This is a genomic window from Formicincola oecophyllae (assembly GCF_006542395.2).
GTDB lineage: Bacteria > Pseudomonadota > Alphaproteobacteria > Acetobacterales > Acetobacteraceae > Formicincola > Formicincola oecophyllae.
This window is the reverse complement of the sequence record NZ_CP038231.1, coordinates 900,217-925,101: the sequence shown is the minus strand read 5'-3', so window position 1 is coordinate 925,101 and position 24,885 is coordinate 900,217. Positions and strand designations below refer to the sequence as shown.

23 protein-coding genes and 1 tRNA gene are annotated in these 24,885 nt (G+C 59.6%); 6 read left to right on the top strand and 18 right to left on the bottom strand.

Going from position 1 to position 24,885, the window contains the following annotated elements:
* Positions 1-95: 95 nt before the first annotated feature.
* The 6 genes from E3E12_RS04160 to mnmE all read right to left on the bottom strand — a co-directional run bounded on the left by E3E12_RS04160 (position 96) and on the right by mnmE (position 6,248).
* A tRNA-Lys gene (locus tag E3E12_RS04160) sits at positions 96-171 on the bottom strand.
* A 79-nt stretch (positions 172-250) separates the two neighbouring features.
* On the bottom strand, positions 251-1,228 hold the full coding sequence (locus E3E12_RS04155) for a ParB/RepB/Spo0J family partition protein (protein WP_240810575.1): 978 nt from the start codon (positions 1,226-1,228) through the stop codon (positions 251-253).
* Positions 1,225-2,112, bottom strand: coding sequence for a ParA family protein (locus E3E12_RS04150; protein WP_141443212.1), 888 nt, complete (start codon positions 2,110-2,112; stop codon positions 1,225-1,227). The genes E3E12_RS04155 and E3E12_RS04150 overlap by 4 nt, the downstream gene beginning before the upstream one ends.
* 77 nt (positions 2,113-2,189) lie before the next feature.
* Positions 2,190-2,837: a 16S rRNA (guanine(527)-N(7))-methyltransferase RsmG gene (gene rsmG / locus E3E12_RS04145; RefSeq protein WP_141443211.1), complete on the bottom strand. Its 648-nt coding sequence runs from the start codon at positions 2,835-2,837 to the stop codon at positions 2,190-2,192.
* Complete coding sequence (mnmG, locus tag E3E12_RS04140) at positions 2,834-4,759, bottom strand: tRNA uridine-5-carboxymethylaminomethyl(34) synthesis enzyme MnmG (RefSeq protein WP_240810599.1); 1,926 nt, start codon at positions 4,757-4,759, stop codon at positions 2,834-2,836. The genes rsmG and mnmG overlap by 4 nt, the downstream gene beginning before the upstream one ends.
* 109 nt (positions 4,760-4,868) lie before the next feature.
* Positions 4,869-6,248, bottom strand: coding sequence for a tRNA uridine-5-carboxymethylaminomethyl(34) synthesis GTPase MnmE (gene mnmE, locus E3E12_RS04135; protein WP_141443210.1), 1,380 nt, complete (start codon positions 6,246-6,248; stop codon positions 4,869-4,871).
* A gap of 120 nt (positions 6,249-6,368) precedes the next feature.
* On the opposite strand from mnmE, the gene E3E12_RS04130 reads away from it, so the two are divergent.
* From E3E12_RS04130 to E3E12_RS04120, 3 genes are all read left to right on the top strand, one after another.
* Positions 6,369-6,815, top strand: coding sequence for a methylated-DNA--[protein]-cysteine S-methyltransferase (locus E3E12_RS04130; RefSeq protein ID WP_141444065.1), 447 nt, complete (start codon positions 6,369-6,371; stop codon positions 6,813-6,815).
* A gap of 250 nt (positions 6,816-7,065) precedes the next feature.
* Positions 7,066-8,529: an APC family permease gene (locus E3E12_RS04125; RefSeq protein ID WP_141443209.1), complete on the top strand. Its 1,464-nt coding sequence runs from the start codon at positions 7,066-7,068 to the stop codon at positions 8,527-8,529.
* A gap of 93 nt (positions 8,530-8,622) precedes the next feature.
* Positions 8,623-9,009, top strand: a complete 387-nt coding sequence (locus tag E3E12_RS04120) for a carboxymuconolactone decarboxylase family protein (RefSeq protein WP_141443208.1) — start codon at positions 8,623-8,625, stop codon at positions 9,007-9,009.
* Between the two features lie 50 nt (positions 9,010-9,059).
* Here E3E12_RS04120 and E3E12_RS04115 read toward each other — a convergent pair whose 3' ends face one another.
* Entirely contained in the window at positions 9,060-9,482 is a 423-nt protein-coding gene (locus E3E12_RS04115) for a hypothetical protein (RefSeq protein ID WP_141443207.1), read from the bottom strand.
* A 191-nt stretch (positions 9,483-9,673) separates the two neighbouring features.
* Here E3E12_RS04115 and E3E12_RS04110 point away from each other — a divergent pair, with 191 nt between their 5' ends.
* The gene (locus E3E12_RS04110; protein ID WP_141443206.1) at positions 9,674-10,312 is read left to right on the top strand and encodes a hypothetical protein; all 639 of its coding nucleotides are present in this window, start codon (positions 9,674-9,676) and stop codon (positions 10,310-10,312) included.
* Positions 10,313-10,468: 156 nt separating this feature from the next.
* On the opposite strand, the gene rho is transcribed toward E3E12_RS04110, so the two are convergent.
* The gene (gene rho / locus E3E12_RS04105; protein ID WP_141443205.1) at positions 10,469-11,779 is read right to left on the bottom strand and encodes a transcription termination factor Rho; all 1,311 of its coding nucleotides are present in this window, start codon (positions 11,777-11,779) and stop codon (positions 10,469-10,471) included.
* A 616-nt stretch (positions 11,780-12,395) separates the two neighbouring features.
* On the opposite strand from rho, the gene odhB reads away from it, so the two are divergent.
* Positions 12,396-13,748 carry a 2-oxoglutarate dehydrogenase complex dihydrolipoyllysine-residue succinyltransferase gene (gene odhB / locus E3E12_RS04100; RefSeq protein ID WP_141444064.1) on the top strand — a complete coding sequence of 451 codons (1,353 nt, stop codon included), beginning with the start codon at positions 12,396-12,398 and terminating at the stop codon, positions 13,746-13,748.
* Positions 13,749-13,927: 179 nt separating this feature from the next.
* Here odhB and E3E12_RS04095 read toward each other — a convergent pair whose 3' ends face one another.
* Both E3E12_RS04095 and ahcY read right to left on the bottom strand, forming a co-directional pair.
* Entirely contained in the window at positions 13,928-14,317 is a 390-nt protein-coding gene (locus tag E3E12_RS04095) for a DUF3597 domain-containing protein (RefSeq protein WP_141443204.1), read from the bottom strand.
* Between the two features lie 377 nt (positions 14,318-14,694).
* Positions 14,695-16,017 carry an adenosylhomocysteinase gene (ahcY, locus tag E3E12_RS04090; protein WP_141443203.1) on the bottom strand — a complete coding sequence of 441 codons (1,323 nt, stop codon included), beginning with the start codon at positions 16,015-16,017 and terminating at the stop codon, positions 14,695-14,697.
* A 459-nt stretch (positions 16,018-16,476) separates the two neighbouring features.
* On the opposite strand from ahcY, the gene E3E12_RS04085 reads away from it, so the two are divergent.
* Positions 16,477-17,631 carry a CorA family divalent cation transporter gene (locus E3E12_RS04085; protein ID WP_240810574.1) on the top strand — a complete coding sequence of 385 codons (1,155 nt, stop codon included), beginning with the start codon at positions 16,477-16,479 and terminating at the stop codon, positions 17,629-17,631.
* 41 nt (positions 17,632-17,672) lie between these two features.
* Here the strand turns inward: E3E12_RS04085 and E3E12_RS04080 are convergent, their stop codons facing one another.
* From E3E12_RS04080 to E3E12_RS09130, 8 genes are all read right to left on the bottom strand, one after another.
* Complete coding sequence (locus E3E12_RS04080; protein ID WP_141443202.1) at positions 17,673-18,896, bottom strand: MFS transporter; 1,224 nt, start codon at positions 18,894-18,896, stop codon at positions 17,673-17,675.
* A 197-nt stretch (positions 18,897-19,093) separates the two neighbouring features.
* Complete coding sequence (locus E3E12_RS04075; RefSeq protein WP_141443201.1) at positions 19,094-20,938, bottom strand: ArnT family glycosyltransferase; 1,845 nt, start codon at positions 20,936-20,938, stop codon at positions 19,094-19,096.
* Positions 20,935-21,786 carry a glycosyltransferase family 2 protein gene (locus E3E12_RS04070; RefSeq protein WP_141443200.1) on the bottom strand — a complete coding sequence of 284 codons (852 nt, stop codon included), beginning with the start codon at positions 21,784-21,786 and terminating at the stop codon, positions 20,935-20,937. Before E3E12_RS04070 ends, E3E12_RS04075 begins: the two co-directional genes overlap by 4 nt.
* A gap of 157 nt (positions 21,787-21,943) precedes the next feature.
* Entirely contained in the window at positions 21,944-22,507 is a 564-nt protein-coding gene (locus tag E3E12_RS04065) for a F0F1 ATP synthase subunit B family protein (RefSeq protein ID WP_141443199.1), read from the bottom strand.
* A 138-nt stretch (positions 22,508-22,645) separates the two neighbouring features.
* Positions 22,646-23,206, bottom strand: coding sequence for a F0F1 ATP synthase subunit B family protein (locus E3E12_RS04060; protein WP_141443198.1), 561 nt, complete (start codon positions 23,204-23,206; stop codon positions 22,646-22,648).
* Positions 23,207-23,217: 11 nt separating this feature from the next.
* Complete coding sequence (locus E3E12_RS04055; RefSeq protein WP_141444062.1) at positions 23,218-23,442, bottom strand: F0F1 ATP synthase subunit C; 225 nt, start codon at positions 23,440-23,442, stop codon at positions 23,218-23,220.
* 110 nt (positions 23,443-23,552) lie between these two features.
* Entirely contained in the window at positions 23,553-24,326 is a 774-nt protein-coding gene (locus E3E12_RS04050) for a F0F1 ATP synthase subunit A (protein WP_141443197.1), read from the bottom strand.
* Positions 24,283-24,507, bottom strand: coding sequence for an AtpZ/AtpI family protein (locus E3E12_RS09130; protein WP_350337586.1), 225 nt, complete (start codon positions 24,505-24,507; stop codon positions 24,283-24,285). Before E3E12_RS09130 ends, E3E12_RS04050 begins: the two co-directional genes overlap by 44 nt.
* Positions 24,508-24,885: the final 378 nt, after the last annotated feature.

Here is a 24,885-nt window from a genome sequence, read left to right as displayed (position 1 = left end):
TGTTTGTCTTCATAAGGAGCGCAAAAAAATAGCCTTCACACAACCGATGAAAGCACCAGGTTGAGCGAAGGCCAAAATAAGGAACCGGCATGAAATGGTGGGCACACAAGGGCTCGAACCTTGGACCCGCTGATTAAGAGTCAGCTGCTCTACCAACTGAGCTATGTGCCCACTTCCGTTGCCGGTGAGCATGTTCATAGCAGCCCTTCCAACGACCTGCAAGCCCCCAGCCCTGTTTTTGCAGTCTGTTTCAAGTTGTGGGGGAATGTGGATTGGCCAGCAGCGTTTCAAGCTTTTCAAGCATGGTGGCGAGGTTTTGTGGGGTATCGGCTTGCAGCGCTAGTGAAGCCGTTGTGCCGTTGGCGCTGCAACGCAATTGTGCTTGGCCGCCTAAGTGTCGGGAGAAACGTTTGCTTGTTTCCTGAAGGCGCTGTTGAGGCCATGGCGTGCTCCTGGATGATTTGCCAGCCATATCCCCTTTAAGGCTGCCCATTTGGCTGGCGCGGGCCAAGGCTTCAGTTTGGCGGACATTCAGCCCGTGGCTGACAACGCGTTCTAAGCCCTTAAGCGGATCAGCATGGCCCAGCAGGGCACGACCGTGGCCTGCGGTAATCGCTCCACACCGCAAAGCTTCCAGCACGGGGGCGGGCAGGTTGAGGAGCCTTGTCATATTCACCACATGCGAACGCGACTTACCGATGGCCTCTGCCAAGCGTTCGGGCCCCACAGTGCAGCTTGCCATCAGGCGTTGGAGGGCCTCGGCCTCCTCCAGTGGGTTGAGGTCAGCGCGCTGTAGGTTTTCCACCAAAGCCGCTGCCAAGGCCTCTTGCTCACTCAAGGTGACAATGTGGACTGGCACGCTTTCAAGCTTGGCGCGGCACGCCGCACGCCAACGCCGCTCACCAGCAACAATGTGGTAATGCCCTGGTTTTTTTGGATTGGTCCTGACCAAAAGGGGCTGCAGGACGCCTTGGCGCGCCACGCTGGCCGTCAGTTCTGCCAGGTCGTCTTCAGCCATGGTTTGTCGTGGTTGGTAGGGCCCAGGCTCCAGGCGTGCGCAGGGCACTGTCGGTGTCGCAGGGAGGGGGGGGGATTCCAGCGCAGCTGAACCTGCTGGCGCCATAGTCGCTGGAGGGGTGCTTTGCGGGGGCTGCTGCACCCTTTCCCCCAAAAGGGCGGCCAATCCCCGCCCCAGCCCACGGCCTTTGCGTGCTGTGCCTGTGGTCATGCGAGGGCGCTTTCAGGCTGGGCGTGGTGTGGTTCAGTTCCTGGCGCCCCTTGATTCAACCGTTCCAGTAGTTCTGCCGCAAGGGCCTGGTAAGCCAACGCGCCCGCGGAGCGTGAATCATAATCCATGACGGAACGACCGTGGCTCTGCGCTTCTGGTATGCGGACGTTGCGCGGCACCTGCGTGGTGTAGACCAGGCTGCCGAAATGCGCGCGCGCATCCTCCGCCACTTGGGTGGAAAGGTTGTTGCGGCGGTCGAACATCGTCAGCACGATGCCCTCAATCTGCAGGGCGGGATTGAAGTTCTGCTGCACGCGCGCCACTGTCTCCGCCAGCTGGGCCACCCCTTCAAGGGCAAAGAATTCGCACTGCAGCGGCACCAGGACCTTGTTGGCCGCCACCAGGGCATTGAGGGGCAGCAGCCCCAGCCCTGGGGGGCAGTCAATCAAGATGATGTCATAAGCGCCACTAACGCGCCCAAGCGCCCCTTTGAGGCGGCTGGTGCGTTCGGGGTCGGCCATCATTTCAAGCTCGGCGCCAGCCAGATCGGGGCTGGCTGGCATAACGTCAAGCCCAGCGATGGCCGATGGCAGGATCCGGGCGCGTTCCCCTGCGGCCTGGTCGCCCGTCAACGCCATATAGGTGCCATCGCCACGCTGGTCGTAACCAATGCCAAGCCCTGTGGAGGCATTGCCCTGGGGGTCCAGGTCAACCAGCAGCACCTTGCAGGCCGCCTCCCGCCCCGCAGGGCGCGCCAAACCGGCAGCTAGGTTAAGGCTGGTGGTGGTTTTGCCCACCCCACCTTTTTGGTTCACCACGGCGATGATGGCTGTTGGCAGCGGTTTGGGGCGGTTCATGCTGTTGGTGCTGCTGGGCGTGGCCATGGATGTTCCCTGCGCTTTCCGTCTCGGACAAGGGTGATTGGGGCGCCCCAGAGCCTGTTTTTGACCAAGAGTGGCGTTCAGAGCGGATGGGGAGCGCTGATTTCAACAATGTAGCCGTCACTGGCGCTGTCGTCACGCGCCCTTTCAGCCGTGGTGGCGGCAGGTAGTAGTGGCTGAAGAAGGTTGGCATCCATCGCCCAGATTTTGCGGGCCTCTGCCAGTTCATCTGGCGCGCGCCGCCCCTTGATGAACAAGCAGCGCCCACCTGGCGCCAGAAGAGGGGCTGCCAATTCAAGCAGGCGTGGCAAAGGGGCCAGAGCGCGTGCCGTCACCACAGGGGCAGGTGCCACGATGCCATGGGCGGCTTTTTCAATGCGTTCATTGACGACCTGAACATGGGGTAGTTCACAAACACGTGCCGCCTCGCGCAGGAAAGCCGCTTTGCGTTGGTCAGCTTCCACAAGCGTGACGTCGCCACCTGTCATGACGGCTGTCATGATGCCTGGGAAACCACCGCCGGAACCAAGGTCAACCACACGTTCGCCAGCGGGGATCAAGTGGGCAAGGCGCAATGAATCACCGATATGCCTTGTCCACAGCTGGGGCAGGTCACGCGGGCTGATGAGGTTGATGCGGCTGTTCCATTTGGTCAGCAACGCTGCGAACGCTTCCAGTTGGGCATTCTGCCTGCTGGTCAGTGAAGGTAGGAGGGCTGGGTCTGTCATGACTGTTGTCCAGATGGTGTGGGGGAAGGGGGCGTTTGCTTGCGCACATGGGCCAGAAGCGCCGTGAGGGCCGCAGGTGTCACGCCTTGGATGCGTGAGGCAGCACCCAGGGTGGTGGGGCGCACCCGTTCCAGGCGTTCGCGCATTTCCATGCTCAGCCCACCCACGGTGCCGTAATCAAGGTTGGCTGGCAGTTTCAAAGAATTGTCCGCCGCCAGGGCCCTGATGTCGCGTTCCTGCCGCTGCAGGTAGCCATCGTAGCGTGCTTCGCAGGCAATGTGAGCCTGCACGCGCGCTGGCAAAGCCAGGAACCAGGGCGCCAGTGCCGCAATCGCTCCCTTGTCTGCCCCCATGGCGATGGCGCGCACCAAGCTGCGCCGCTTGCCATCGCGCGAGGCCTCAAGCCCCTGTGCGGCCAGTTGCCCAGCCGTGAAGGTCTCTTCCTGGGCACGTTTCATGGCACCTTCCAGGCAAGCTTTATAGTCTAGAAAAGCTGCCTGCCGTTCAGGCCCAACACATCCTGCCGCCATGGCCAGTGGGGTCAAGCGCAGGTCAGCGTTGTCAGCGCGCAGGAGCAACCTGTGCTCCGCCCGTGACGTGAACATGCGGTAAGGTTCCTCCACACCCTGCAATGTCAGGTCATCAACCATTACGCCCAAATAGGCCTGGTGGCGCCCAAGTGTGACGGGTTCCCGCCCTAGGGCTGCGAGGGCCGCGTTCAGCCCAGCCAGCAGCCCCTGCGCTGCCGCCTCCTCATAACCTGTGGTGCCGTTGATTTGGCCTGCCAGGTAAAGGCCGGACACAGCCTTGGTGGCTAAGGTGGGGCCAAGGGCGCGTGGGTCGATGAAATCATATTCAACCGCGTAGCCTGGCTGGAGGATGCGTGCCCCCTCCAGCCCTGGCAAGCTGCGGATCATGGCCAGCTGCACATCAGCTGGCAGCGATGTGCTGATGCCGTTGGGGTAGACGACGTTGCCGCCAGCTGTGCCAGGCAACCCCTCCGGCTCAAGGAAGACTTGGTGGCTGTCACGGTCAGGGAAGCGCACCACTTTATCTTCAATGGAAGGGCAGTAGCGTGGCCCACGTCCACTGATGGCACCACCATAAAGCGCTGAACGCTCCAAATTGGCACGGATGATGGCGTGGGTGGCAGCTGTGGTGTGGGTGATGCGGCAAACCACCTGCGGCTGCTGGGGCGGTGGGCTGAGGGGGCTGAAGGTGATTGGTTCATCATCGCCAGGGTCGGGCTGCAAGCTTTCCCACTGAATGCTGTCCAGCGCCAGGCGCGCTGGCGTTCCTGTTTTGAGGCGCCCAAGCGTGAAGCCCAACCCCTCAAGCGCCGCTGAAAGGCTTTGGGCGGCTGGCGCACCAAGCCGCCCTCCCTGCCAGCTTTCATGGCCTGTGTGCAACGTGCCGCGCAGGAACGTTCCCGTTGTGATCACAACCTGTTCTGCCCGGAAGGGCAGCAAATCCTCGGCCCCCTTGCCAGGCCTGACGGTGACGCCCCGCACCTTGGGGTGTTTGCCAGCTTCCCTATCAACTAAAAGACCTTCGACTGAGCCTTCAAGCAAATCCAGGCCAGGTTGGCTTTTCAACATGGCCTGAATGGCCTGTTTGTAGAGTTGCCTGTCCATTTGGGCCCGCGGCCCATGAACAGCCGGCCCTTTGGAACGATTGAGAAGCTTGAAGTGGATCCCAGCCTGGTCGGCGGCACGGCCCATCAATCCATCGAAGGCGTCCACCTCCCGCACGAGGTGGCCTTTGCCAATGCCGCCGATAGCTGGGTTGCAGGACATCTCCCCCAGGGCCGCAAGGCTGTGGGTGACAAGCAGCGTGCGCGCGCCCGCACGTGCCGCCACTGCCGCCGCCTCCACCCCTGCATGGCCACCCCCCACCACGATCACGTCATGGGTTGGCGGCAACGCTGGCTCTGCGCCAATGCCCCCCTGGGAAGAGGCCCCTGCTGTGCCCTGCATCATGGCTATTTTGGTGCGCTCAGTGTTCATGACAGGGGAATAGCGTCATGGCCCATCACTTGCCAATGCAGAAACTGCTGAAGACGCTGTCCAGCACATCCTCAACACCCACGCGCCCTGTCACACGCCCGATGGCCTCCATACCCATACGCAATTCCTCAGCGCGCAGTTCAGGCAAAGGGGCGCTAGCCGCCTGGAGAAGGTGGGTTTTGGCAGCTTGGATGCCAGCTTGGTGGCGGGCGCGCGTTAGCAACGCGGAAGCCTGGTGCTGCGCCCCTAAGGCACGCACGCGCTGGGCCAAGCATTGTTTAAGGCCCTCCAGGCCGCCAGGTGTTACAGTGCTGATGGACAGGGCGTGTGGAGGGGGTGGGGGAGCAGCAGGCCTTAAATCGCTTTTACTCATCACCATGATAGTGCGCTCTGGTGGGAAGTGATTGTCTCCATCCTCCGCGGCCTCTACCTGGCTGCCCTTGTGCTGGGCAGCTTGGGGCGGCACCAAGCGCAGGACAAGGTCTGCCCCTTCCAAGGCGTGTTTGGCGCGTTTCACCCCCTCAGCCTCCACCATGTCAGTGGTGGTGCGCAGGCCTGCGGTGTCAGTCAAGCGCACCTTCATGCCCTCAATGACGATGTCAGCATGGAGGAGGTCGCGCGTGGTACCAGGCACGGCCGTCACTATGGCTGTGTCATCGCCTGTGAGGGCATTGAGGAGGCTGGATTTGCCCGCGTTGGGGGGGCCTGCCAACACAACATGTAACCCTTCCCTGGTCAGGCGCCCCAAGGGATTGCTGAGATGGGCATCCATTTCGCTCGCCAGGGCGTGCAGGGCCTGTTGGAGGCGTTGCTCCGTTTCAGGGGGCAGTTCCTCATCAGCGAAGTCAATCAAGGCCTCCTGGCTGGCCAGAAGGCTTTTGATCTGTTCAGTCCAACGTTCGTAGAGCTGCCCCAGCACGCCCTCTTTTTGGCGCAGGGCCTGCTGGCGCTGACTTTCGGTCTCTGCTGCTACCAAGTCAGCGATGGCTTCAGCCTGCAATATGTCCATGCGCCCCGCCATGACGGCACGGCGTGTGAACTCCCCTGCCTCTGCTTGGCGTGCGCCCAAACCTTCCAGTGCCTCCGCCACACGGGCCATGATGGCGGGACTGGCATGGAGGTGCAGTTCGAAGCTGTCTTCACCTGTGTAGGAGCGTGGGCTGGGAAACCACAGCACCAAGGCCTCATCAAGTAGTTCCCCCCGCCAACGCACCGAACGCAGGCTGGCCATGCGCGCTGGGGGAAGTGCGCCGCATAAATGGCGCAGCATGTCGCCGCACCCTTGGCCACTGACCCGCAGCACCGCAATGGCGCCTGCCACAGGCCCTGTCGCTAAGGCGTAGATCACGCCATCACCTTCAGTTGTGGTAGCGGCGGCAGGTTGCTGCGTGGTGGGTAGGGGCATGGTGTTTTAAACAGCCTGTTAGGGGACCTGGCCAGGCTGGGACATTGTCCAGCAGCTGGGATGATGTGAAATTGGTTGCCAAGGTTGAATGCCCTTAACATGACATTGGAAGTTAAAACCATGCCCCAGCTTTCCTGCCACACCCCTGTGGGTGACCTGACCTTGAGCGAGGAGGAGGGTGCCCTGGTGGCCGTTGATGAAGGCTGGGGGCGTGACCAAACGCCAACCCCCCTGCTTTTAAAGGCCTGTCAGGCCCTTGAGGATTATTTTGACGGCAAGGCGGTCGATCTATCTGCCTTCCCCATCAAGCCACCTTACGGAACAGCTTACCAAAAAAAGGTGTGGGACGTTGTTCGTTCCATCCCCCATGGGCAGACCCGTACCTACGGGCAGGTTGCTGCCCGTGCCGGCGGCAGCGCGCAAAGCGTGGGGCAAGCCATGGGTGCTAACCCGTTGCTGATGTTCGTGCCCTGCCACCGCGTTGTGGGCGCGCGCGGCGTTGGGGGTTACCGCGCTTTTGAGGGTGAGCGCACCAAGGCTTGGTTGATAGCGCTGGAGGGGGATTGAGCGCCGCAGCCAAGATTTGGACTGGGGTTATCATCACAGTTTAAACACAATTCACTATTGCGGTGCGGGGCGCTGGGCGGCATTCTGACAGGGCATAACCTTAACACATGCTGCCCCCGGCTGCCCCGTAGCGCCCATGGCATGGCCTTGCCAGACTTGAAATTCCCGTCCCAGACAGCCTTGCGGCCATCATGGTGACGTATCAAGCCCGAGGGGCGCACAGCCGGGCAGCGACAGCCGGAGTGTCCCCGTGCCATCTGCTTTCTGGCGCATCAAACCGCCCCAGCCAGCCGCCACGCAAAGTGGCATCAACCGTGTCCTTGGCCCATGGCAGCTCATTGCCCTTGGCATCGGCGTATCCTTGGGGTTTGGTCTTTTTGCCGTCACTGGCATTGCGGCTGGGCAGTATGCGGGGCCTGCTGTGGGGCTCAGTTTTCTGTTTGCAGCCATCGTGGCTGCCTTCGTTGCCCTGTCTTACGCTGAACTGGCAAGCATGTTCCCCAATGCCGCTGGCAGCGCTTATTCCTATGCCTATGCTGGCCTGGGTGAAGGCATCGCCTGGGGCATTGGGTGGTGCCTGTTCCTGGCCTATTTGGTGACGCTGGGCGCCATCGCGGGCAGTTGGGCAAGTTACTTGGCCAGTTTCCTAGCTGAATGGCACGTTTACCTGGACCCGCGCCTGGTGGCTTCCACAGGCACGCCAGTCCACATGGCTGATGGCACCACGGCCAAGGCCTTCATGAGTGTTCCAGCTGTTGTGGCCATTTTCGCCATGGTGGGCCTCTTGATGGGGGGTGTGCAGGAATCAAGCCGCATCAACAGCATCATCGTGCTTCTGAAAGTGGCTGTGGTGACCATTTTCATTTTGGCCTGCCTGCCCCACGGCCAGCTGGCCAACTACCACCCCTTCTTGCCAGCCAACACGGGTGCGTGGGGGCATTATGGCTGGTCTGGCGTCATCAGCGGCGCTTCGCTGGTTTTCGCAGCTTATCTGGGGTTTGACCTAGTCTCATCAGCAGCGCGTGACACGCGCAACCCCAAGAAAAACCTTCCTTTGGGCATTTTAGGCACCCTTGGCATCTGCACCCTGCTTTACGTCCTGTTCTCATTCGTTCTGGTGGGGGTGGTGAACTTCCACAACCTGGCCCATGACGCAAGCCCGGCTGCCACCGCTATGGACGCCATCCACATGCCCATCGTGGCGCAGGTGGTCAAAGGGGGCATTCTCATTGGCTTTTTCGCTGGCATTTACGGCATCCTTTTTGGGATGAGCCGCTCCATCATGACCATGGCTGAAGATGGCCTCCTGCCCCCCATTTTCGCCCGCACTAACGCCAAGGGAGTGCCTGTCGCGGCTGTGCTGACCCTGGCCAGTTTGGCTTCCATTCTGGCCGCCTTCTTTTCAGTCGGAGCTTTGGGCAACATGGTGTCGCTTGGCACGCTTCTGGCCTTTATGGTGGTGAGCGTGGCCGTGATCGTACTGCGTTACCGTAGGCCAACAGTCGAGCGCCCCTTCAAGGTGGCAGGCGGTGCGTGGCTCATCCCCATGCTGGCGCTGATTTCATGTAGCGTTGTTCTGGTGGGTATGGATGGCGCCACCTGGTTGCGTTTCGGCATTGGATTGGCCATCGGCGGGGCGATCTACGTCTTCTATGGCCAGCATCACAGCAAGTTGGTCAAGGAGAACAAGCCCATCCCCACCATGCCTCTTTGAAGGGCTGTGGGTTGAATGAGGGCGCGCCAGTGGGGCTTCACAAGTCTGTCCGGCCCTTTCTTTTCCATGATTGTTTGATTTGTGGGGCGCTCCATGACGAACTCAAATGAAAAGTCTCTTAGTGCCAAAGCTGATCATGCTGCCCCCCCTGGGGGGCTGAAGGGGCTTGCAGCCGTCAAGGCGCAGTGTGATGCCTTGGAGGAAGCTGCGCCAGCCATGGCAGGCGGATTTCACGCCATGGTTTTGGCCACCCATGCGGACAAGGCGCTTGATGGGCGCACGCGTTCACTCATCGCCTTGGCTGTGGCGGCAAGTTTGGGGCAAGAGGATGTCATGGCCATTCATGCTGAAGAAGCCCGCAAAGCTGGCGTGAGCGTTGATGAAGTGGCAGCGGCCGTGAGCTTGTCTGTTAGCGTGAAGGCGGGAGTTGCTTTCACCCAAGCGGCGCAGGTCTTGGCAGCTTATAGCAAGGGTGGTTGAAGCGGGCCGCGTTGCAGGCGGGCATAAGGCGTGGCTGGGGGTTTTGGTGTTCAGGCGCCAGCGCTAGGTGGCCAGAAAGCGCCACAAAGATAGCCCAGCGCCAAGGCTGTGATGAACAAACCGCACAGCAAGTCCAACATGATGAAAAAAGATGTCGCCCCTAGCCCAAGCAATAATCCCAGCAGGCAGACAGCCAGCAGGGCCACGCTGCACAGCGCCAAGCCGTTGCGCGTGCGCAGGATGAGGATGTCCATGGTGGCGTTCTGGGCCTTGACCAACCCCATTGGTCCTGGTTTGCGCCGCACAGGCCAGGTCAGCCCCCATGCCACCAGGCCTGTCGCGCACAAAACTAGCGCGGCCGCCGTCATCCACACCACAAATGTTATGGTGACGCCACCGATGTTGAGGTTCTGCATGGAATAGAAGCTGGGCAGATCTGCCCAGAATTCCCCCAGAAGTGTGTGTTCAGCCATGAAATTCCCATCCCTGTTACGGCAAGGTGGCGCAGGGCTTGGCGGCCCGCACCCTGCAAGGCCTGGAAAGAGCGCCCTCCTGGTAACATGGCGCCCAACCATGAAATGCATGACGTGGTGGCGCCCAGCCCCTTAAGGTGGAAAAAGGCACTTCATGCCAAACCCCAGCAAAAAGCAAGGACACCCACACTATGCCACACCCGTTTGCTTTCATTGCCGTCAAGCCTGGACTTTACGTCAACCCCATATCCATCGTCAGCATGGGCACATTCGCCCTTCCCGCAGGCACCACCCCTGATGTCCAGCAAGAGATGGTCGCAGGTGTGGAGGTTATCACTCCAGAAGGGCATTTCCGCATTTCAGGTGTTCCAACAGCCCAAAAAGCGCTTGATGCTGTTCTGGAAGGGCTGAAGAAAGCCGGCCTTAAATTGTTGCAGTTCAAAGACATCAATGGTTTTTCACAGCTTTACGTGAACCCAGCCCACCTGGTGGCCATCACGGCCTACCCAGGACAGAATGGGCTTGATGGGCAAACAGAAGCCTATTTGATGGGCCAGCGCCTGGGACCAGATCTGGATACCAACGTGATGGCCCAGGTGCAGGCGCAGCTCAAAGCTGGGGGCGATTTCGTGCAGTTGCCCTTGGCTGACCACGGCCACAGGCAGAATGGCACTGTCTTGGTGCGGCGCACAGCTGTTCTCTCCTTGGAGGCAGCCCACCACCCAGGCGAAACTATCCTGGGGTTGGCGCGTTGCGTGCCATTGTGGCATGGGCTGCATGTCAGCCAGCCCTTGGCTGAGGTCGTAAAGGCCTTCAGCAACCAGGCCTGACACAGCAACTGAACCGCCAGCCAAGGAGGAAGGACGTGCAACCTTCCCCGCCAAACCCATGGCGGGGTGGCCCTCCTTCCGCTTCCGTGCAGCTTTCAACCACCAACCCTGGTGGTAGAAAGCTGGGATGGGTGAAGGTGCTTGAACCCAGGTTCCTCAGGTGTTCATGGCGTCAAAGAAATCCTGGTTGGACTTGCTGTAGCGCAGCTTGTCGATAAGGAAGTCCATGGCGTCATTAGTGCCCATGGGCGCCAGGATGCGGCGCAGAACCCACATCTTGGAAAGCTCGTTGCGGTCAACCAGCATTTCCTCTTTGCGGGTGCCTGACTTGGCGATGTCAATGGCTGGGAAGGTGCGCTTGTCAGCCAGTTTGCGGTCCAGGATGAGCTCAGAATTGCCTGTGCCCTTGAACTCCTCGAAAATGACCTCGTCCATGCGTGAGCCTGTGTCGATCAAGGCTGTGGCGATGATGGTCAGGGAGCCGCCTTCCTCCACATTGCGCGCAGCACCAAAGAAACGCTTGGGCCGCTGGAGGGCATTGGCGTCCACGCCGCCTGTCAGCACTTTGCCTGAAGACGGCACAACCGTGTTGTAGGCACGCGCCAGGCGGGTGATGGAATCCAGTAGGATGACGACATCCTTGCCGTGCTCCACCAAGCGCTTGGCCTTTTCAAGCACCATTTCCGTGACCTGCACATGGCGTGTGGCTGGCTCATCAAAGGTGGAGGAAACCACCTCCCCCCGCACTGTGCGCGCCATGTCCGTCACTTCCTCAGGACGTTCGTCAATCAGAAGCACAATCAGGTAGACGTCAGGATTGTTGGCCGTGATGGAGGAGGCGATGCTTTGCAGCATCACGGTTTTGCCAGTGCGCGGCGGCGCCACGATGAGGGCGCGCTGCCCCATGCCTATGGGGGAGACCAGGTCGATCACGCGTGGGGTGAAGTCGCGGGTGTCTTTCTTGCTTTTGCCTTTAGCGCGCACGTTGGGGGCAGGGGGTGCCTCCTCAGTGGCGTTTTCCACTTCCATTTTCAGGCGGCGTTCTGGGTAGAGGGGGGTCAGGTTGTCGAAATTAACGCGTGAACGTGCTGCCTCAGGGGGCTGGAAATTAATAGCATTGGCCTTGAGGAGCGAGAAATAGCGTTCCCCCTCACCTGGTGCCTGGATCTCCCCCTCAACGGTGTCCCCAGGGCGCAGGCCAAGTTTGCGAACCTGCTGGGGGGACACGTAGATGTCATCAGGGCCTGGAAGGTAGTTGGCTTCCGGGCTGCGCAGGAACCCAAAACCATCTGGAAGGATTTCCAGCGTCCCCACGCCATAAACGGGCTGGCCACGCTCAGCCAGCGTTTTGAGAACCGCAAACATGATGTCTTGCTTGCGCAGAGCGGAGGCGTTCTCAATGCCGAGTTCCTCAGCACAGGAAAGCAAGTCCGCTGGGGATTTCTTCTTCAGTTCAGCTAGATGCATGGAAGTTACGCGCCTTGGTAAGCCCCGGACGGGGCATGGCAATGGAAATCAACGTGCACGGCCTGCGGGGAGATGGCCTGGTGAAGGCTTGCTAGGCAGGCCTGGCCGCGGGTGCCTCCAAAAGGTGCCCAGTCTGGCGGATTTCATGACCATAGTGTGGGGCTGGAACACAGCTGGAACACAAATACATGCGAAGCCAGAAATTGTTTCCCACACTCACATTTCAGCGCCCGTGTTGGCAAAACCGACATGGCGTGAAAATGTCCTTGCCACCCTAATGGGCAGGCTGGCCAGGTTAGGAAATGAAAAGGTGACCAAGAAACGAAGGGCGCACCCAGGATGGAGGCGGCCAAAGGCCCTGCCTACAGCCGCAAAACAGCTGTGCTGGGCGTCCTTAGGGATTACGGAACAGCAGAAGGCGTGTCAAGCAAGCCCATCAAAGCCGTGATCGTGGCTAAGGGGCACCAGCCTTGTGGGCGCCTACACCAGTAGGAGCGCGCTGGCAGTTGGGTTATGGTGGATTAACGCATGGCAATGGCGCCCAACCAGCCACATTGGCTGACTTTTGGAAGGGGTTAGGCATTGTTCCCCGCAGCTGAGGATGAACGGAAAAGCGATGAGTGTGGAAATCAAGGTTCCGGTTTTGGGAGAAAGCCTGAATGTGGCCACAGTGGCGCAGTGGTTGCGCAAGCCGGGGGACTGGGTGGAGCGTGGCGAGACCGTGTTGGAGATTGAAACCGACAAGGTCAGCATGGATGTGAGCGCCCCTGCTAGCGGCCGTTTGGGGCCTGAACACGTGCCAGCTGGAACGGAAGTACCCGAAGGGGCAGTGCTGGGCTCTGTGGTCACGGTTGATGATGGCGCTGAACCCCCCCCTGCCCAAGCCGGTGCTGATGAAGGGGCTGCGCGCGAGCAAGCCCCCCCTGTGGCGGCAGAGGGGGCTGAGGCCGAAAGCCCTGCTTCCACCTCTCAATCCCCCTCTGACCAGGACAACCCGTTGGCTGCTGTGGACATGTTGGTCCATAGCGCGCGTGCTGCCGTGCGTGAGGTTCAGGAAGCTTATGGCCAGAAGGAGGCTGGAAGCGACCAAGGGGAGGAAAGTCCAGCTGGCGTGCGCATGGTCTTTCAGGATCAGCCTGTGGCAAACCAGGCTTCGCAGCCCATGCAGTCTACACAGCCCACGCAACCTTCTGGCCGGGCGCCTGGGGCGCCGACCTCAGCCTCCGCCCCCCCAATCACGCCGCTGGCTGGAGGCGAGCGCCGCCGCCCTATGAGCCGCCTACGGCAAACCATTGCCAGTAATTTGAAGCAGGCCCAAAACACAGCCGCCATTTTGACCACCTTCAATGAGGTTGACATGGGCGCTGTGAAGGAACTGCGAACGAAATACAAGGAGAAGTTTGAGAAGAGGCATGATGTCCGCTTGGGCTTCATGTCCTTCTTCGCCCGTGCGGTCACCGTGGCTTTGGAGGAGTTCCCTGCCCTCAATGCGCGCATTGATGAAAAAGGAACCAATGGCCAAGGGCCAGAAATCGTTGAAAACGCGCACGTTAACCTGGGCATTGCTGTTGGCACGCCCCGTGGCCTGGTCGTGCCTGTCATCCGCCAAGCGGAAAAAATGGATTTTGCCCAATTGGAAAAAGCCGTGGGGCTTTACGGCCGCAAAGCCAAGGACAACGCCTTGGCTTTGTCAGACCTGACAGGCGGCACGTTCACCATCACCAATGGTGGTGTGTTTGGTTCGCTGCTTTCCACCCCTATCCTCAATGCCCCGCAATCAGGCGTTCTGGGCATGCACAGCATTCAGGAACGCCCTGTGGCACGTAATGGCCAGGTCGTGATCAGGCCCATGATGTATGTGGCGCTTTCCTATGACCACCGCTTGGTTGATGGCCGGGAGGCCGTCAGTTTCCTGGTGCGCGTTAAGGAGATGATTGAGGATCCCGCGCGCCTCCTCCTGGGTTTGTGAGGGTGGTCGTCAGGGGAAAGTTGTATGCTCCCCTGACGCTAGGATGGGTGTGAGGGATGGCGTGATAGCACCCCATTGAAAACGCCGCTTCCTGCACGGTGGCGGGAAGCGGCGTTTTCAGAAAGGGCCGATCGTCAAGCTTGCCTGCCCAAACAAGGCAGGCAAGTTGCCATAGGCTCTTACTTGCCTTCTGGCCAGTTGGCGGGTAGGTGGCCACCATTCTGGGCCAGGGCAGCATAAACCTGCTTGATGAGCCAGGTGTTCATGGCTGCGGTGTCTTCAGTGCTGCCAGTGTAGCCCAGCTCTTTAGCCAGCTCACGGCGCGCCTCAAGAGAGCTGTCCATGCCCAGCAGGGTCAGCAGATCCACGATGGAGGTGGCGTAGTTGAGCTTCTCGCCCTTTTCCGCAGCCATTTTGGCCAGCACGGCAGCCACGTCAACGCTCTGGGGCGCTGTGGCGGCACCAGCAGCCGGCGCCTTGGTGGCATCCTGGCCAGCAGGGCCCTTGGCGGGTGTGGCAGCTTCAGCATGACCGAAGATTTTGCCCATGATGTTGGAAAGAATACCCATGTCACATCCTCCTTGAGGGTTGGTGCTTCCATGACGTTAGCACAGTTAAGGCAGCCACAAAGTATTTTATGGTGTGCTGGCGTACATTTCCTGTTTTTCATTTTTACTGCAGCTACTGTGGCCTGCGCCGCAACACTGCAAGAAACGTTGAAGAATGGGTAAGGGAAAAGGAAAGGGGCTGGGCCATCGCCCAACCCCTTGCTCCTGATTTGAACGCTGCACAAAGGATGACCTGGCCCGCTTAGCAAGGGTGCCAAGGTTGCCTAAGGCTTCGTTGTGCTGCCACTACCAGGCCCGGCCTAGGAATGACCTGCGCCTTTGTGAAGGCACCAGAAACCCCAGGCCAGTTTGCAGGCCAACTTGCTAACAAGCGTCCCTTAGTAACGGTATTCCTCATGTTTGAAGGGGCCGTTAACGGGAACGCCGATATAATCAGCCTGTTTTTGGCTCAATTTGGAAAGTTTGGCGCCCACCTTGTCAAGGTGAAGGGCGGCCACCTTCTCATCCAGCTTCTTGGGCAAGGTGTAGACTTTGTTCTCATACTGCCCAGGCTGGGCGTTCCAAAGCTCGATCTGCGCCAGGGTCTGGTTGGTGAAGGAAGCTGACATCACGAAGGAGGGATGGCCCGTGGCGTTGCCAAGGTTAACCAGGCGCCCTTCTGACAGCAGGATGATGCGGCGCCCTGGTGCCAGCTCGACCTCATCCACCTGAGGCTTGATGTTCGTCCAAGGGAAATCCTTCAGGCGCGCCACTTGGATTTCACTGTCGAAGTGGCCGATGTTGCACACGATGGCGCGGTCGCGCATGGCCTTCACGTGCTCAAGGGTGATGATGTCTTCATTGCCAGTGCATGTCACGAAGATGTCACCACGTGGGGCGGCCTCCTCCATGGTAACGACCTCGTAACCTTCCATGGCTGCCTGCAAGGCGCAGATGGGGTCGATTTCCGTCACTAGAACGCGGCAGCCGGCGTTGCGCAGGCTGGCGGCGGATCCTTTGCCCACATCGCCATAGCCAGCCACCACGGCAACCTTGCCAGCCATCATGACGTCCGTGCCACGGCGGATGGCATCCACCAAGCTTTCACGGCAGCCATAGAGGTTGTCAAATTTGGATTTGGTTACGCTGTCATTGACATTGATGGCTGGGACTTTGAGCTCGCCTTTGCGCGCCATTTCCCAAAGGCGGTGCACGCCTGTTGTGGTCTCTTCTGAAAGACCGCGTACATTTTTGAGCAGCTCTGGGTATTTTTCGTGCATCAGCAGCGTGAGGTCGCCGCCATCATCCAGGATCATGTTGGGCACCCAGCCATCAGGGCCATGAATGGATTTTTCAATGCAATCCCAGAACTCTTCCTCATTGAGGCCCTTCCAGGCGAACACGGGGATGCCAGCTGCCGCGATGGCTGCCGCCGCCTGGTCCTGGGTGGAGAAAATGTTGCAGGACGCCCAACGCACCTCTGCCCCCAAAGCCACCAGCGTCTCAATCAAGACAGCGGTTTGAATGGTCATGTGGAGGCAGCCAGCAATGCGCGCCCCTTTGAGGGGCTGCTTGTCGGCATATTCACGGCGCAGGGCCATCAGGCCAGGCATTTCGCCTTCAGCGATGTCAATTTCTTTGCGACCCCAGTCTGCCAGGCCGATGTCGCGGACCTTGTAGTCGTGCTGCGTGTTGTCGTGGTGATCGTGTTTGTGACTCATGGGATTTCCTGCAAAATTTCCTGGGGTTCAAGGACAACCAACCTGTGAAGCGCCGCCCCCACCCAGCCAGGAAAACGGCCCAGGTGGTTGGTGGGGAACTGGTTATGGTTGGGATAGCTTATGGCCTGCTGCCCCCGCAAGTTTCGGGCCCGCACGCCTCTCCATCCCATAAGGAACGTTTCTGCAATGACATGCCGTTGCAGTGTGGTAGCTGGACTGTTAGATTTCCGTTTGAAAAACTGGGGACTTACAGCTTGCTCCGGCTTAGGCGCCGTCCCCCATGCTGGATTAGCGACTGTGTAAGCACGCTTGACGCCTGCAATTCGGTGCAGCGCTGAGGGTGCAAGGCATGGTGCAAGCTTGGCACCATGTGGAACGCCTTGCTGGCCCCTAGCTGGCTTGTGCCTGCAAACCAACAATCCCATTCTATGCCACCTGCAAGGCCGGAGGCCAACTCCCGTGAGCGCATCTGCCGACCCTGCCACAGCGCGTTCAGTGCCAAAAACCCCCCTTAAAACCTCACGCGGCGCTGCCATGGCCCCTGGCCAGGCCACAGCGGCTGGGCTGAAGGCGCTCCATCCAGCCGTGGCAGCCAGTGCTGATGCTGTCCAGGGGTTGCTGTGGGCTATCAGGGCCACGCATGAAGGGGACATCGTCCCCCTCACCCCTGACGAGGTGCGGATGGTTCTGGCCCACCCTTCAGAGCCCAAGGTGATTGAGGGCATCCTCAACAAGGCTTCTTGGATGTGGCTGCACTTCAATGCGGTCAATCCCATGGCGCGCTCTGTGCTGGCGGACCTGCCAGGCTTCCCTGAGGAAGCCGGCGAAGCCTTGACGGAAACGGAATACAATGTCGACCTCGATACAGCCGATGAAGTGGTTTGGGGGTCGCTGCCTGCTTTCGGTGAAGGCATGGTTGAGGATGACCAGGAGATCTGCGCCTGGCATTTTGCCATGCGTGAGCGCCTCCTTCTGACGTCACGCCGTTTGCCAGTGCCCCTTCTGGGCATTGTCTACAGGGCCCTGAACCGCAACAACATTCCCCGGGACGCCGCAGGTGTGGTGGACCTGGCTTTGCGTGACTTCACAGTTGCCGTGCGCAAGCAGTTGGCCAGCCTGGATGACCAGCTGGACGCCGCTGAGGATGGCCTGCTGGTGACAACCCGCAGCCCTGACCTGGGGCACCTTGGCTCCATCGTTGGCAAGGTGCGCCGCCGCGCCACGGAACTGCGGCGTGTGGTCGTCCCCATTGACCGCGCCCTGCATGAGGAAGACTTGGACATGCCTGAATGGGCTGATGACGAGCTTCTGGACCCAGGCAGGCAACAGGTGCACGCGGTGCTTGATGATTTGTTCGCGCTGCAGGACCGGGCGCGTTCGCTGCAGGATGAGCTCAGCGCTAACCAGGGGGAGGAAACCAACCGCCGCCTTTATATCGTTTCCGTTGCCACCACCCTTATGCTGCCGGCCACGTTCGTGACCGGTTTCTTCGGCATGAACACAGGTGGCATGTTCTTGTCTCAAGGGGCCTGGGGCACGGTGGATGCTGGGCTCATCTGCTGCATTATTATGGCCATTACCTTCCTGTTCATGAAATATGCCCGCCTGCTTTGAGACCGGCGCGTGCAGGGTTTGGGCTTGGCTTTGACGTGTTTTCAGAGCTCCTGCGTGGGGCTGGGAGCGTCAGCGTGAATGCCGCCCAAGCCAGCTGGCCCTTGGACGCTTGCTGATTGGGGGCGCTTGACCAGCAGCTCCCGGCAGAAGACCAGTGCGCTCAGCCCCAGGATGACCGCTGAGGCGATGATGACGCCTTGGCAGCCAAAATGATCCAGCATGTCACCACCGATGAAAGCACCACTCAGGATGGCGCCTTGAATGCAGGCGTTCATCAACCCTCCTGCCGCTTCTGGCGCATCAGCGATGTCATCAGCCACCCATAGGCTGGCTGTGATGGGAATGATGCTTTGCACCAGGCCCCAAAACAGCATGAGGATAGTGGCACTCCCCACATGGCGCCCGGCTGCCAGAAATAGAAGTGTGATCAATGCTAAGACGGCTGGCAGGATGGTGCGTGTGGCGTAAAGCGACCAGGCGCGCACCATTCTGTTGGCCAGCGCCGCCCCGAAGAACGCTGAAACCCCCAGCGCGAAGAAAGCGATGGAGATGTCGTCAGGCGTGGCTTTGGCCATGGTGCTCAAAAGGGGGCGCCAATAGGTAAAAATCTCGAATATGCCGCAAAATGCCAGCACAAATCCGCCAATGCCCCACAGCACCACGGGGCGCCGCAGAATGGCCGTGATGGAAGTGGCGGCTGAACGCTTCACAGGCGGCAGCGCTGGCACAGCCATGCCCAGCCACACGGTTGCAGCGACTAAGGGCAGCGCAAAAAGGGCGAACACGGCCCGCCATCCAATAATACCCCCTAGGAAGGACGCCATGGCGGGCAGCAGGGAAACAGCAAAAGCATTGCCTGTGTAAATGAAGGAAAGAGCCCGCCCCACCTCATCGCGCGGGAACATCCGCATGACCAGTGAGGTAGCCAAGCTCCAGAAAGCCCCCACAGAAAGCCCCAAAAGTGCGCGTGACCCCATGATGAGGTAAAGGTCGTTGGCCACAGCCCCCACACCCAAGGAGAGCACCAGCAACAGCGCCAATGTCACTAAAAGCCGGCGCATGTTCATCATGCCGGCGAACAGAGGTGCCCCCAGCGATGCCAGGATGGCGAATATGGATGAAACGCTGACAGATTGCCCACATGTTCCAGGGCTAATGTGCAGCGAAGCCGCCATGGGTGTTAGCAAGGGAATGGGCAGAAATTCAGCCCCCACCATCAAGCCTGCGGTCAAGGACAAGGCCAGAATGGCTGAGAGGTTCTTCATGGCGGGGCCTCGTCATGGCTGGACGTTAAAGGCGACTGCCCAGCGAGGGTGATAAGGGTGGACTTGGAACGTGGGCACGGCATGGCGGCTGCCTGTCTGGCTTCGTCAGTCATGCACCGTGTTGGGCATTGTGTCCAAAGGAGCCAGCCTTGTCACCAACTTGGTGGTCAAAGGGTGCAAAGGCGTAAGGGATCTGGTCAAGGTTGGGGGGGCGCTGCTGGCGCCCCAGCCTGGTTGGCGGGCGCCAAGGTGATGAGGGAAAGCTGAAGCCAACGTCCTTTGGAGTAGTTGAGCCCCCGCACATGCCCCATGATGTGGGGCTTCCAGGTGCCCTCGGACGTGCTGGTTGTTAAAGCGTGTAGGAAAGCAAGCATGTCCTTTTCCCCTACAAGCGCAACCCGGCATTCTGGCCTGGCGGCCAATTCATAGGCAGCATGGGTGGGGGTAGTCAGCACGGTGTCGGGGCCAGTCAGGAACACCAGGCTGGGCTCATGGTCTGTGGCGGATATCAATTGGATGTGCTGACAGCGCGCTGAAGCGCCCTGGGCGGAAATTGAAGTTGTTCTCTCATGCTGTGCCAATATAGCTGCCACATGACCTGAGATGTTGAGGTTGGAAAGCAACGGTACAACAGCCATGAAGAACCCTGCTTCCATGATCAAGGCGCAGCCCACAACGCATTCAAGGGCTTGCGTAGCTCTATGACGGGTGAGGAAAAGGACCCCAAGCCCCAGGAGGGGCACAGCGCCGGCATAAGCCAGAGTCTCCCGCACGGAGATCACATGTTCGAAATAGGCTAGCGCCACCCCGCCCAGGCAGCAGAAAGCAATCCCCAGTCCTATCCAAAGAACGGTGTAGGATTTAAACAGGAAGTGAACCACAGCTGTGACCACAGGGTGCTTTGTGATGGGCAGTCGCTGCCAACCTTGCAGGGCGCAGCCTGCCGTCAGCAAGGCAAGGGCTGGGTAAAGCGGCAAAGCGTAATGGGGCAGCTTGGTGACGAGAAGCTCAAAGCACAGCCAGTAAGGCACTACCCAGCACAACAGGTAGCGCACCCAACCCACCCTGCGCTCGCGCCAGAGGAAAGGCACCCCACGTACCAAAAACCAAGCGCCAGGCCAAAAGCACAGTGAAAACAGCAACACATAGTAACCAGGCGGAAAGCCATGGCTTTCCTGGCTGTGGGTGATTTTTCCCAAAAGATTGTGGCCGATAGCATTGGTGAAGAATCCACCATGGTGCTGGCACAGCATGGCAACGCACCATGGCGCGCAGGGGGTCAGCATAACAACCCACCCCCAGCTGGGGCGCAGCGCCCGCCATAAAGTGAAACTGCGTGTGCTGGCGCACCAGGCCAGAACAGGCACAAGGGTGGCGAGCCACACCAACGGCCCCTTGACCATCATCCCGCACCCAAGGGCAAACCAAAACCCACACGCTTCCCACCGGGTCGCTGATTGGATGGGGCGTGCTCCCCCAGCCCGTTCCCCTGCTGGGTGACTTTCCCCCAAAACACCAGAGCGCGCCAAAATCCCCACCACGATGGCCTGGGCGCAGAGAATAGCCATGAGCAAAACGCTGTCTGGCGTGGCCATGCGCCATTCAAGGGCGAAAAGTGGGGCAGCCATAAGAGTGAACGCAGCCAGCACGCCACCAAAGCGCCCAAAAAACAGTGCTCCCATCCAGCCTGTCAAAGCAATGGAAAAGCAGCCTGCCAACAAGGAAGGTAAACGGTAAGGCCACGGTTGGCGCACAACGTCATCACCGCCGAGGGCCCTGCTTAAGCGTGTACTGGCTGCTTCAAGCCAGTACAGTCCAGCAGGTTGTTGGTGACGTTCCGTGTTGAGGTAATGGATGTCCACGAAGTCTTCAGTAAGCAGCATTTGCTCTGAAGCTTCCATGTAGCGCGCTTCGTCACGGTCCAACGGTGGCAAAACGGCCCTTCCAGGCAAGCCAGCCAGAAAGGCGGCAAGGAACAGCAGCAAGAACCACCGCACGCCGAGATGTTGAGGGGAATGGCTCTGCTGCATCGTCAATTTCAAGACTGCTTGCCAAGGGGAGGAGGGCGTTTTGTGCCTGGAGGCTGCTGGTTCTTGTGTAATTGCAGGAGTTGGCGCAGCAACGAAGGGGCAAAAGCGCCCGGCACACGCAAACGCCGCTGCAGCCACCATACCCCAGCTAAATCTGCCACCCCCACTTTGGCCCGGCCCAGGTTGGTGTATTTGGAAAACCCATGCAGGCGTGGCCTGTGACGCCCTTCAATACAACCCACATGCGCACCATGGCTTTTGGCGAGGGCGGGTAGGAAACGGTGCTGCCCCTCGAATTGAGGAAACATCAGGAACAATTGACGCGGGAAAAGCTTCAAAGGCGCTGCGGTGTCAGGGCAGTCGTCCTGAAGTAATGACTGGCGCAGCTTGTTGGCCAAACGGCTGGCCAGCAGGCGCCATAACCCATCGCGGCGTTTGGTACGCACCGCCACCACCAGAGGAAGCTGCCCTTGGGCCATCATGGCTGTTGCTTTGGCCCAAAGGGCAGGAATGGCAGATGGGTCATCCTGGCCATCACCATCAAGGGTGATGATCCAAGGGGTGCGAGCCGTTTTGATAGCCGTGTGCAGCGCTGCTGATTTACCCAGGCATTTTTCATGACGCAGAACCGTCATGAGGGCGCCAGTGGCTTGGGTGAAGTGGGCAGCGGCATCGTGAAGGCGCGCCAAGGTGTCGTCAGTGCTGCCGTCATCTACCGCCACAATGTTGAAGGCCAGCGGGTTTGCGGCAGTGTAGCGTTTGGCCAATTCAGCGCAGACAGGACCCACATTGGCGCTTTCATCATGACAAGGCATGACGATGGTCAGCAAAGGTGACTGTGGTGGCGTGCGCTTAGTCATGGCCTAAGGTGGTGTGATTGTTGCAGGGAAAAATGCCCAAAGATTGAAAAGGCCGGCGGAATGCGCCGGCCCCTTGCCTGTACTGTAGACTGAATGCAAAGGATGTTTAACCCCCATCAGTCCTACCCACCATACCGTGGTGGGCAGCGGTGTTTTGTCAGGCTGCGTGCTGATCAGCTGCCGTGGTGCCATTGGCGGCGTCACGGTTGGCTTGGTTGTTGTCCTGAAGGGCGCTTTTCAAGTTCCCCAGGCTGTGCTCAATGAGCTGGTCACGCAAGGCTGGCTGGCTGGAAAGCTGTTCCGCCACAAGGCCGCGCGTTGCCTCAAAAGCGATCTTCATGGCCTGATCACGAATTTCCTTGAGGGCTGCTTGCTCAGCAGCCTGAATGCGGTCCTGGGCCATTTGCTCATGAAGCTTGGTGGCTTGGGCTGCTTCCTTGGCCGCACTGGCACGCAGGGCTTCAGCGTCAGCTTTAGAGGCCTCAATCAAGTGGGCGGCGTCATCCTTAGCTTTTTCGCGCTCGCGGGTGGCGTCTTCAAGCATTTGCTCTGCTTCGCGCCGCAAACGTGTGGCTTCATCAAGGTTGGCCCTGATGCCATCAGCGCGCGCATCCAGCGCCTTAGCCACGGCAGCCCAGATCTTGGGGCCAAGCAGAATGCAGAAGATAACGAACGCCAGCGCCACCCAGGCGTGCGGATCATGAATGAGTTCTGAAAACATAGTCGGTCCTTCCCAACATCCCTTCAGCCTTGATGCTGAATCAAACCTGCCTGGCCAGGGCGCCAGACAAGAACAAATTCAGCTAGGCCCCACCCCACAACCCAGTAATGGGAAGTGTGGGGTGGCGTTGTGCTGATTTCAGTGCTGGGCCTGGGCCACAGCTTTCTGAATGTCCTCAGGGTTGGCTGAACCAATGAGGCGCTTCGTCATGGCTGCTGCCGCTTCAGAAGCGATCTGCCCAACATGGCTGAGCGCCGCCTGGCGGCTGGCATCAATGTTCTTCTCAGCATCCTTGATGTGCCCTTCAAGGCGGGCGTTGGTCTCAGCGGCCTGGCGGCGCGAGTCTTCCAAGGCCTGCTCACGGATTTGCTGAATGTGAGAACGCGCTTTGAGGGCTGCCTCTTCCTGGGCGGCCTTCAAATCGTCATGGGCCGCGTCAGCGTCATCCTTGGCCTTGTGGGCAAGCTTGAGATCGCTCTCAATGCGCTCGTCACGGCTTTTGAGGATGTGCGCCATGCGCGGCAGGATGAGGTAAGCCGCGATGAGGTAGAAAATGAAGAATACAATGGCACCCCAGAAGACCTGGCCCCAGATGAGGGGGTTACCAAGTTCGAACTGCGGCATGCCTTCCGCCACCGCCTGACCCGGCAAGGCCAAGGCTGTCGCAGCGGACAGAACAAAACGGGGCGAAAGGCGCATGGTTCTGATCCTCAGCCGAAGAGGATGAGGAAGGCCATCAGCAGGGCGAAGAGGCCCGTGGCTTCTGACAGGGCGAAGCCCAGCATGCCAATGCCGAAGACGTGTGAGCGTGAGGCAGGGTTGCGGGCGATGGAGGAAACCAGGGCGGCGAACACGCTGCCGATGCCAACACCAGCGCCGGCTACGCCGATGGCTGCAAGACCGGCACCAATTTCACGAGCTGACTGAAGATCCATGGTCATGTTCTTTCTCTTTGTAAGCCAGGTCTGGCCTTGTCAGGCCAACTGGCATTCGGGAGGGATTGAAAGCACGCGTCAGTACAAGCATGCAGCGGGAGCACGCTTAATCAATGGGTGGCGCAGGCTTCCTGGATGTACATGCAGGTGAGGATCGCAAACACATAAGCCTGCAAAGCGCCCACGAGCAATTCAAGGCCGAACAGCAGGACGTTGACCACGATGGGGAAAACACCCAGCACGACGCCAATCGCGCCCAAGCCAGCCAGCATGAGGGTGAAGCTTGCAAACACCGTCATGAGGACGTGCCCCGCCACCATGTTGGCAAACAAACGGATGGAGAGGCTGATGGGGCGTGAGAGGTAAGAGAGGATTTCGATGGGGATCAGGAGCGGGGCCAGCGCTTTGGGGGCGCCTTCAGGCATGAAGTGCTTGAAATACCCGATGCCCTGATAATACAGCGCCGTCAGCAAGGCGATGAAGAACACCGCCAGCGCCATGGCAACCGTAATCACGATGTGGCTGGTGAATGTGTAGGAGAAAGGCAGCAGGCCTAGGTAATTGCCCACGAGAATGAAGAAGAACAGCGCGAACACAAAGGGGAAGAAGGCAGTGCCTTTTGGCCCAATTGTGCTGATGGCCAGTTCCCGCACGAACTCGTAGCCCATTTCTGCCGCTGCCTGCAGCCTTCCTGGCACCACAGAACCTGAACGCATCCCCATGAAGAAGAAAGCGCAAATGATGATGACCGAAACCACCATGTAAAGGACGGATTGCGGCATGCGCAGAACCTCGCCCACATGGCCGAGGACCGGGTGAAGTTCAAATTGCCCTAGGGCATCAATCTTTCCGCTGGCCACGCTTGCCACTCCCGTTTCTGTCATCTGCGCCCTCCTCCCTTGGAGGGGCACTCACGATCCGCCAGACATTCATCATGCCGGCACCAAAACCCAACAGGGTGAAGGCTATCAGGAACGCAGGCTTGGTGCCTGCAAACCAGTCCAGCCCATACCCAATGCCGGCGCCTGTCAGGATCCCACCAAGGAGATCACTGGCCACGCGCATCGCCATTCCAAAACCATTGCTGGAATGGTGGTTCTTTTCGGCACGTGCAGGTTCAGGAGGTTTGTGCCGCCGCTCCGCAGCGGCAAGCCTGGCTTCGAATGAGAGACTGTTTGGGTCTTTCCCGCTCTCGGCCATCTGTGCCTCCGGACCCCGCGTTCGGAACGTGACAAGCAATGCACCAGTCGCGTTCCCGACGTTGCTAGTTAGGGCCGCTCGTTTGGCTGTGTCAACGAAACCGCCCCCTGCGCCGCGCATGGCTGCGCCGCGTCCACCGGCAAGGACGTTGCGGCATGCAGGTGGGCGGTTTTTGCACTGAACCGCTGGCGTGGTAGATGTGGTTTGTGCTGGCCTGTGCTGATAGGGCGCCAACAGCTGGCG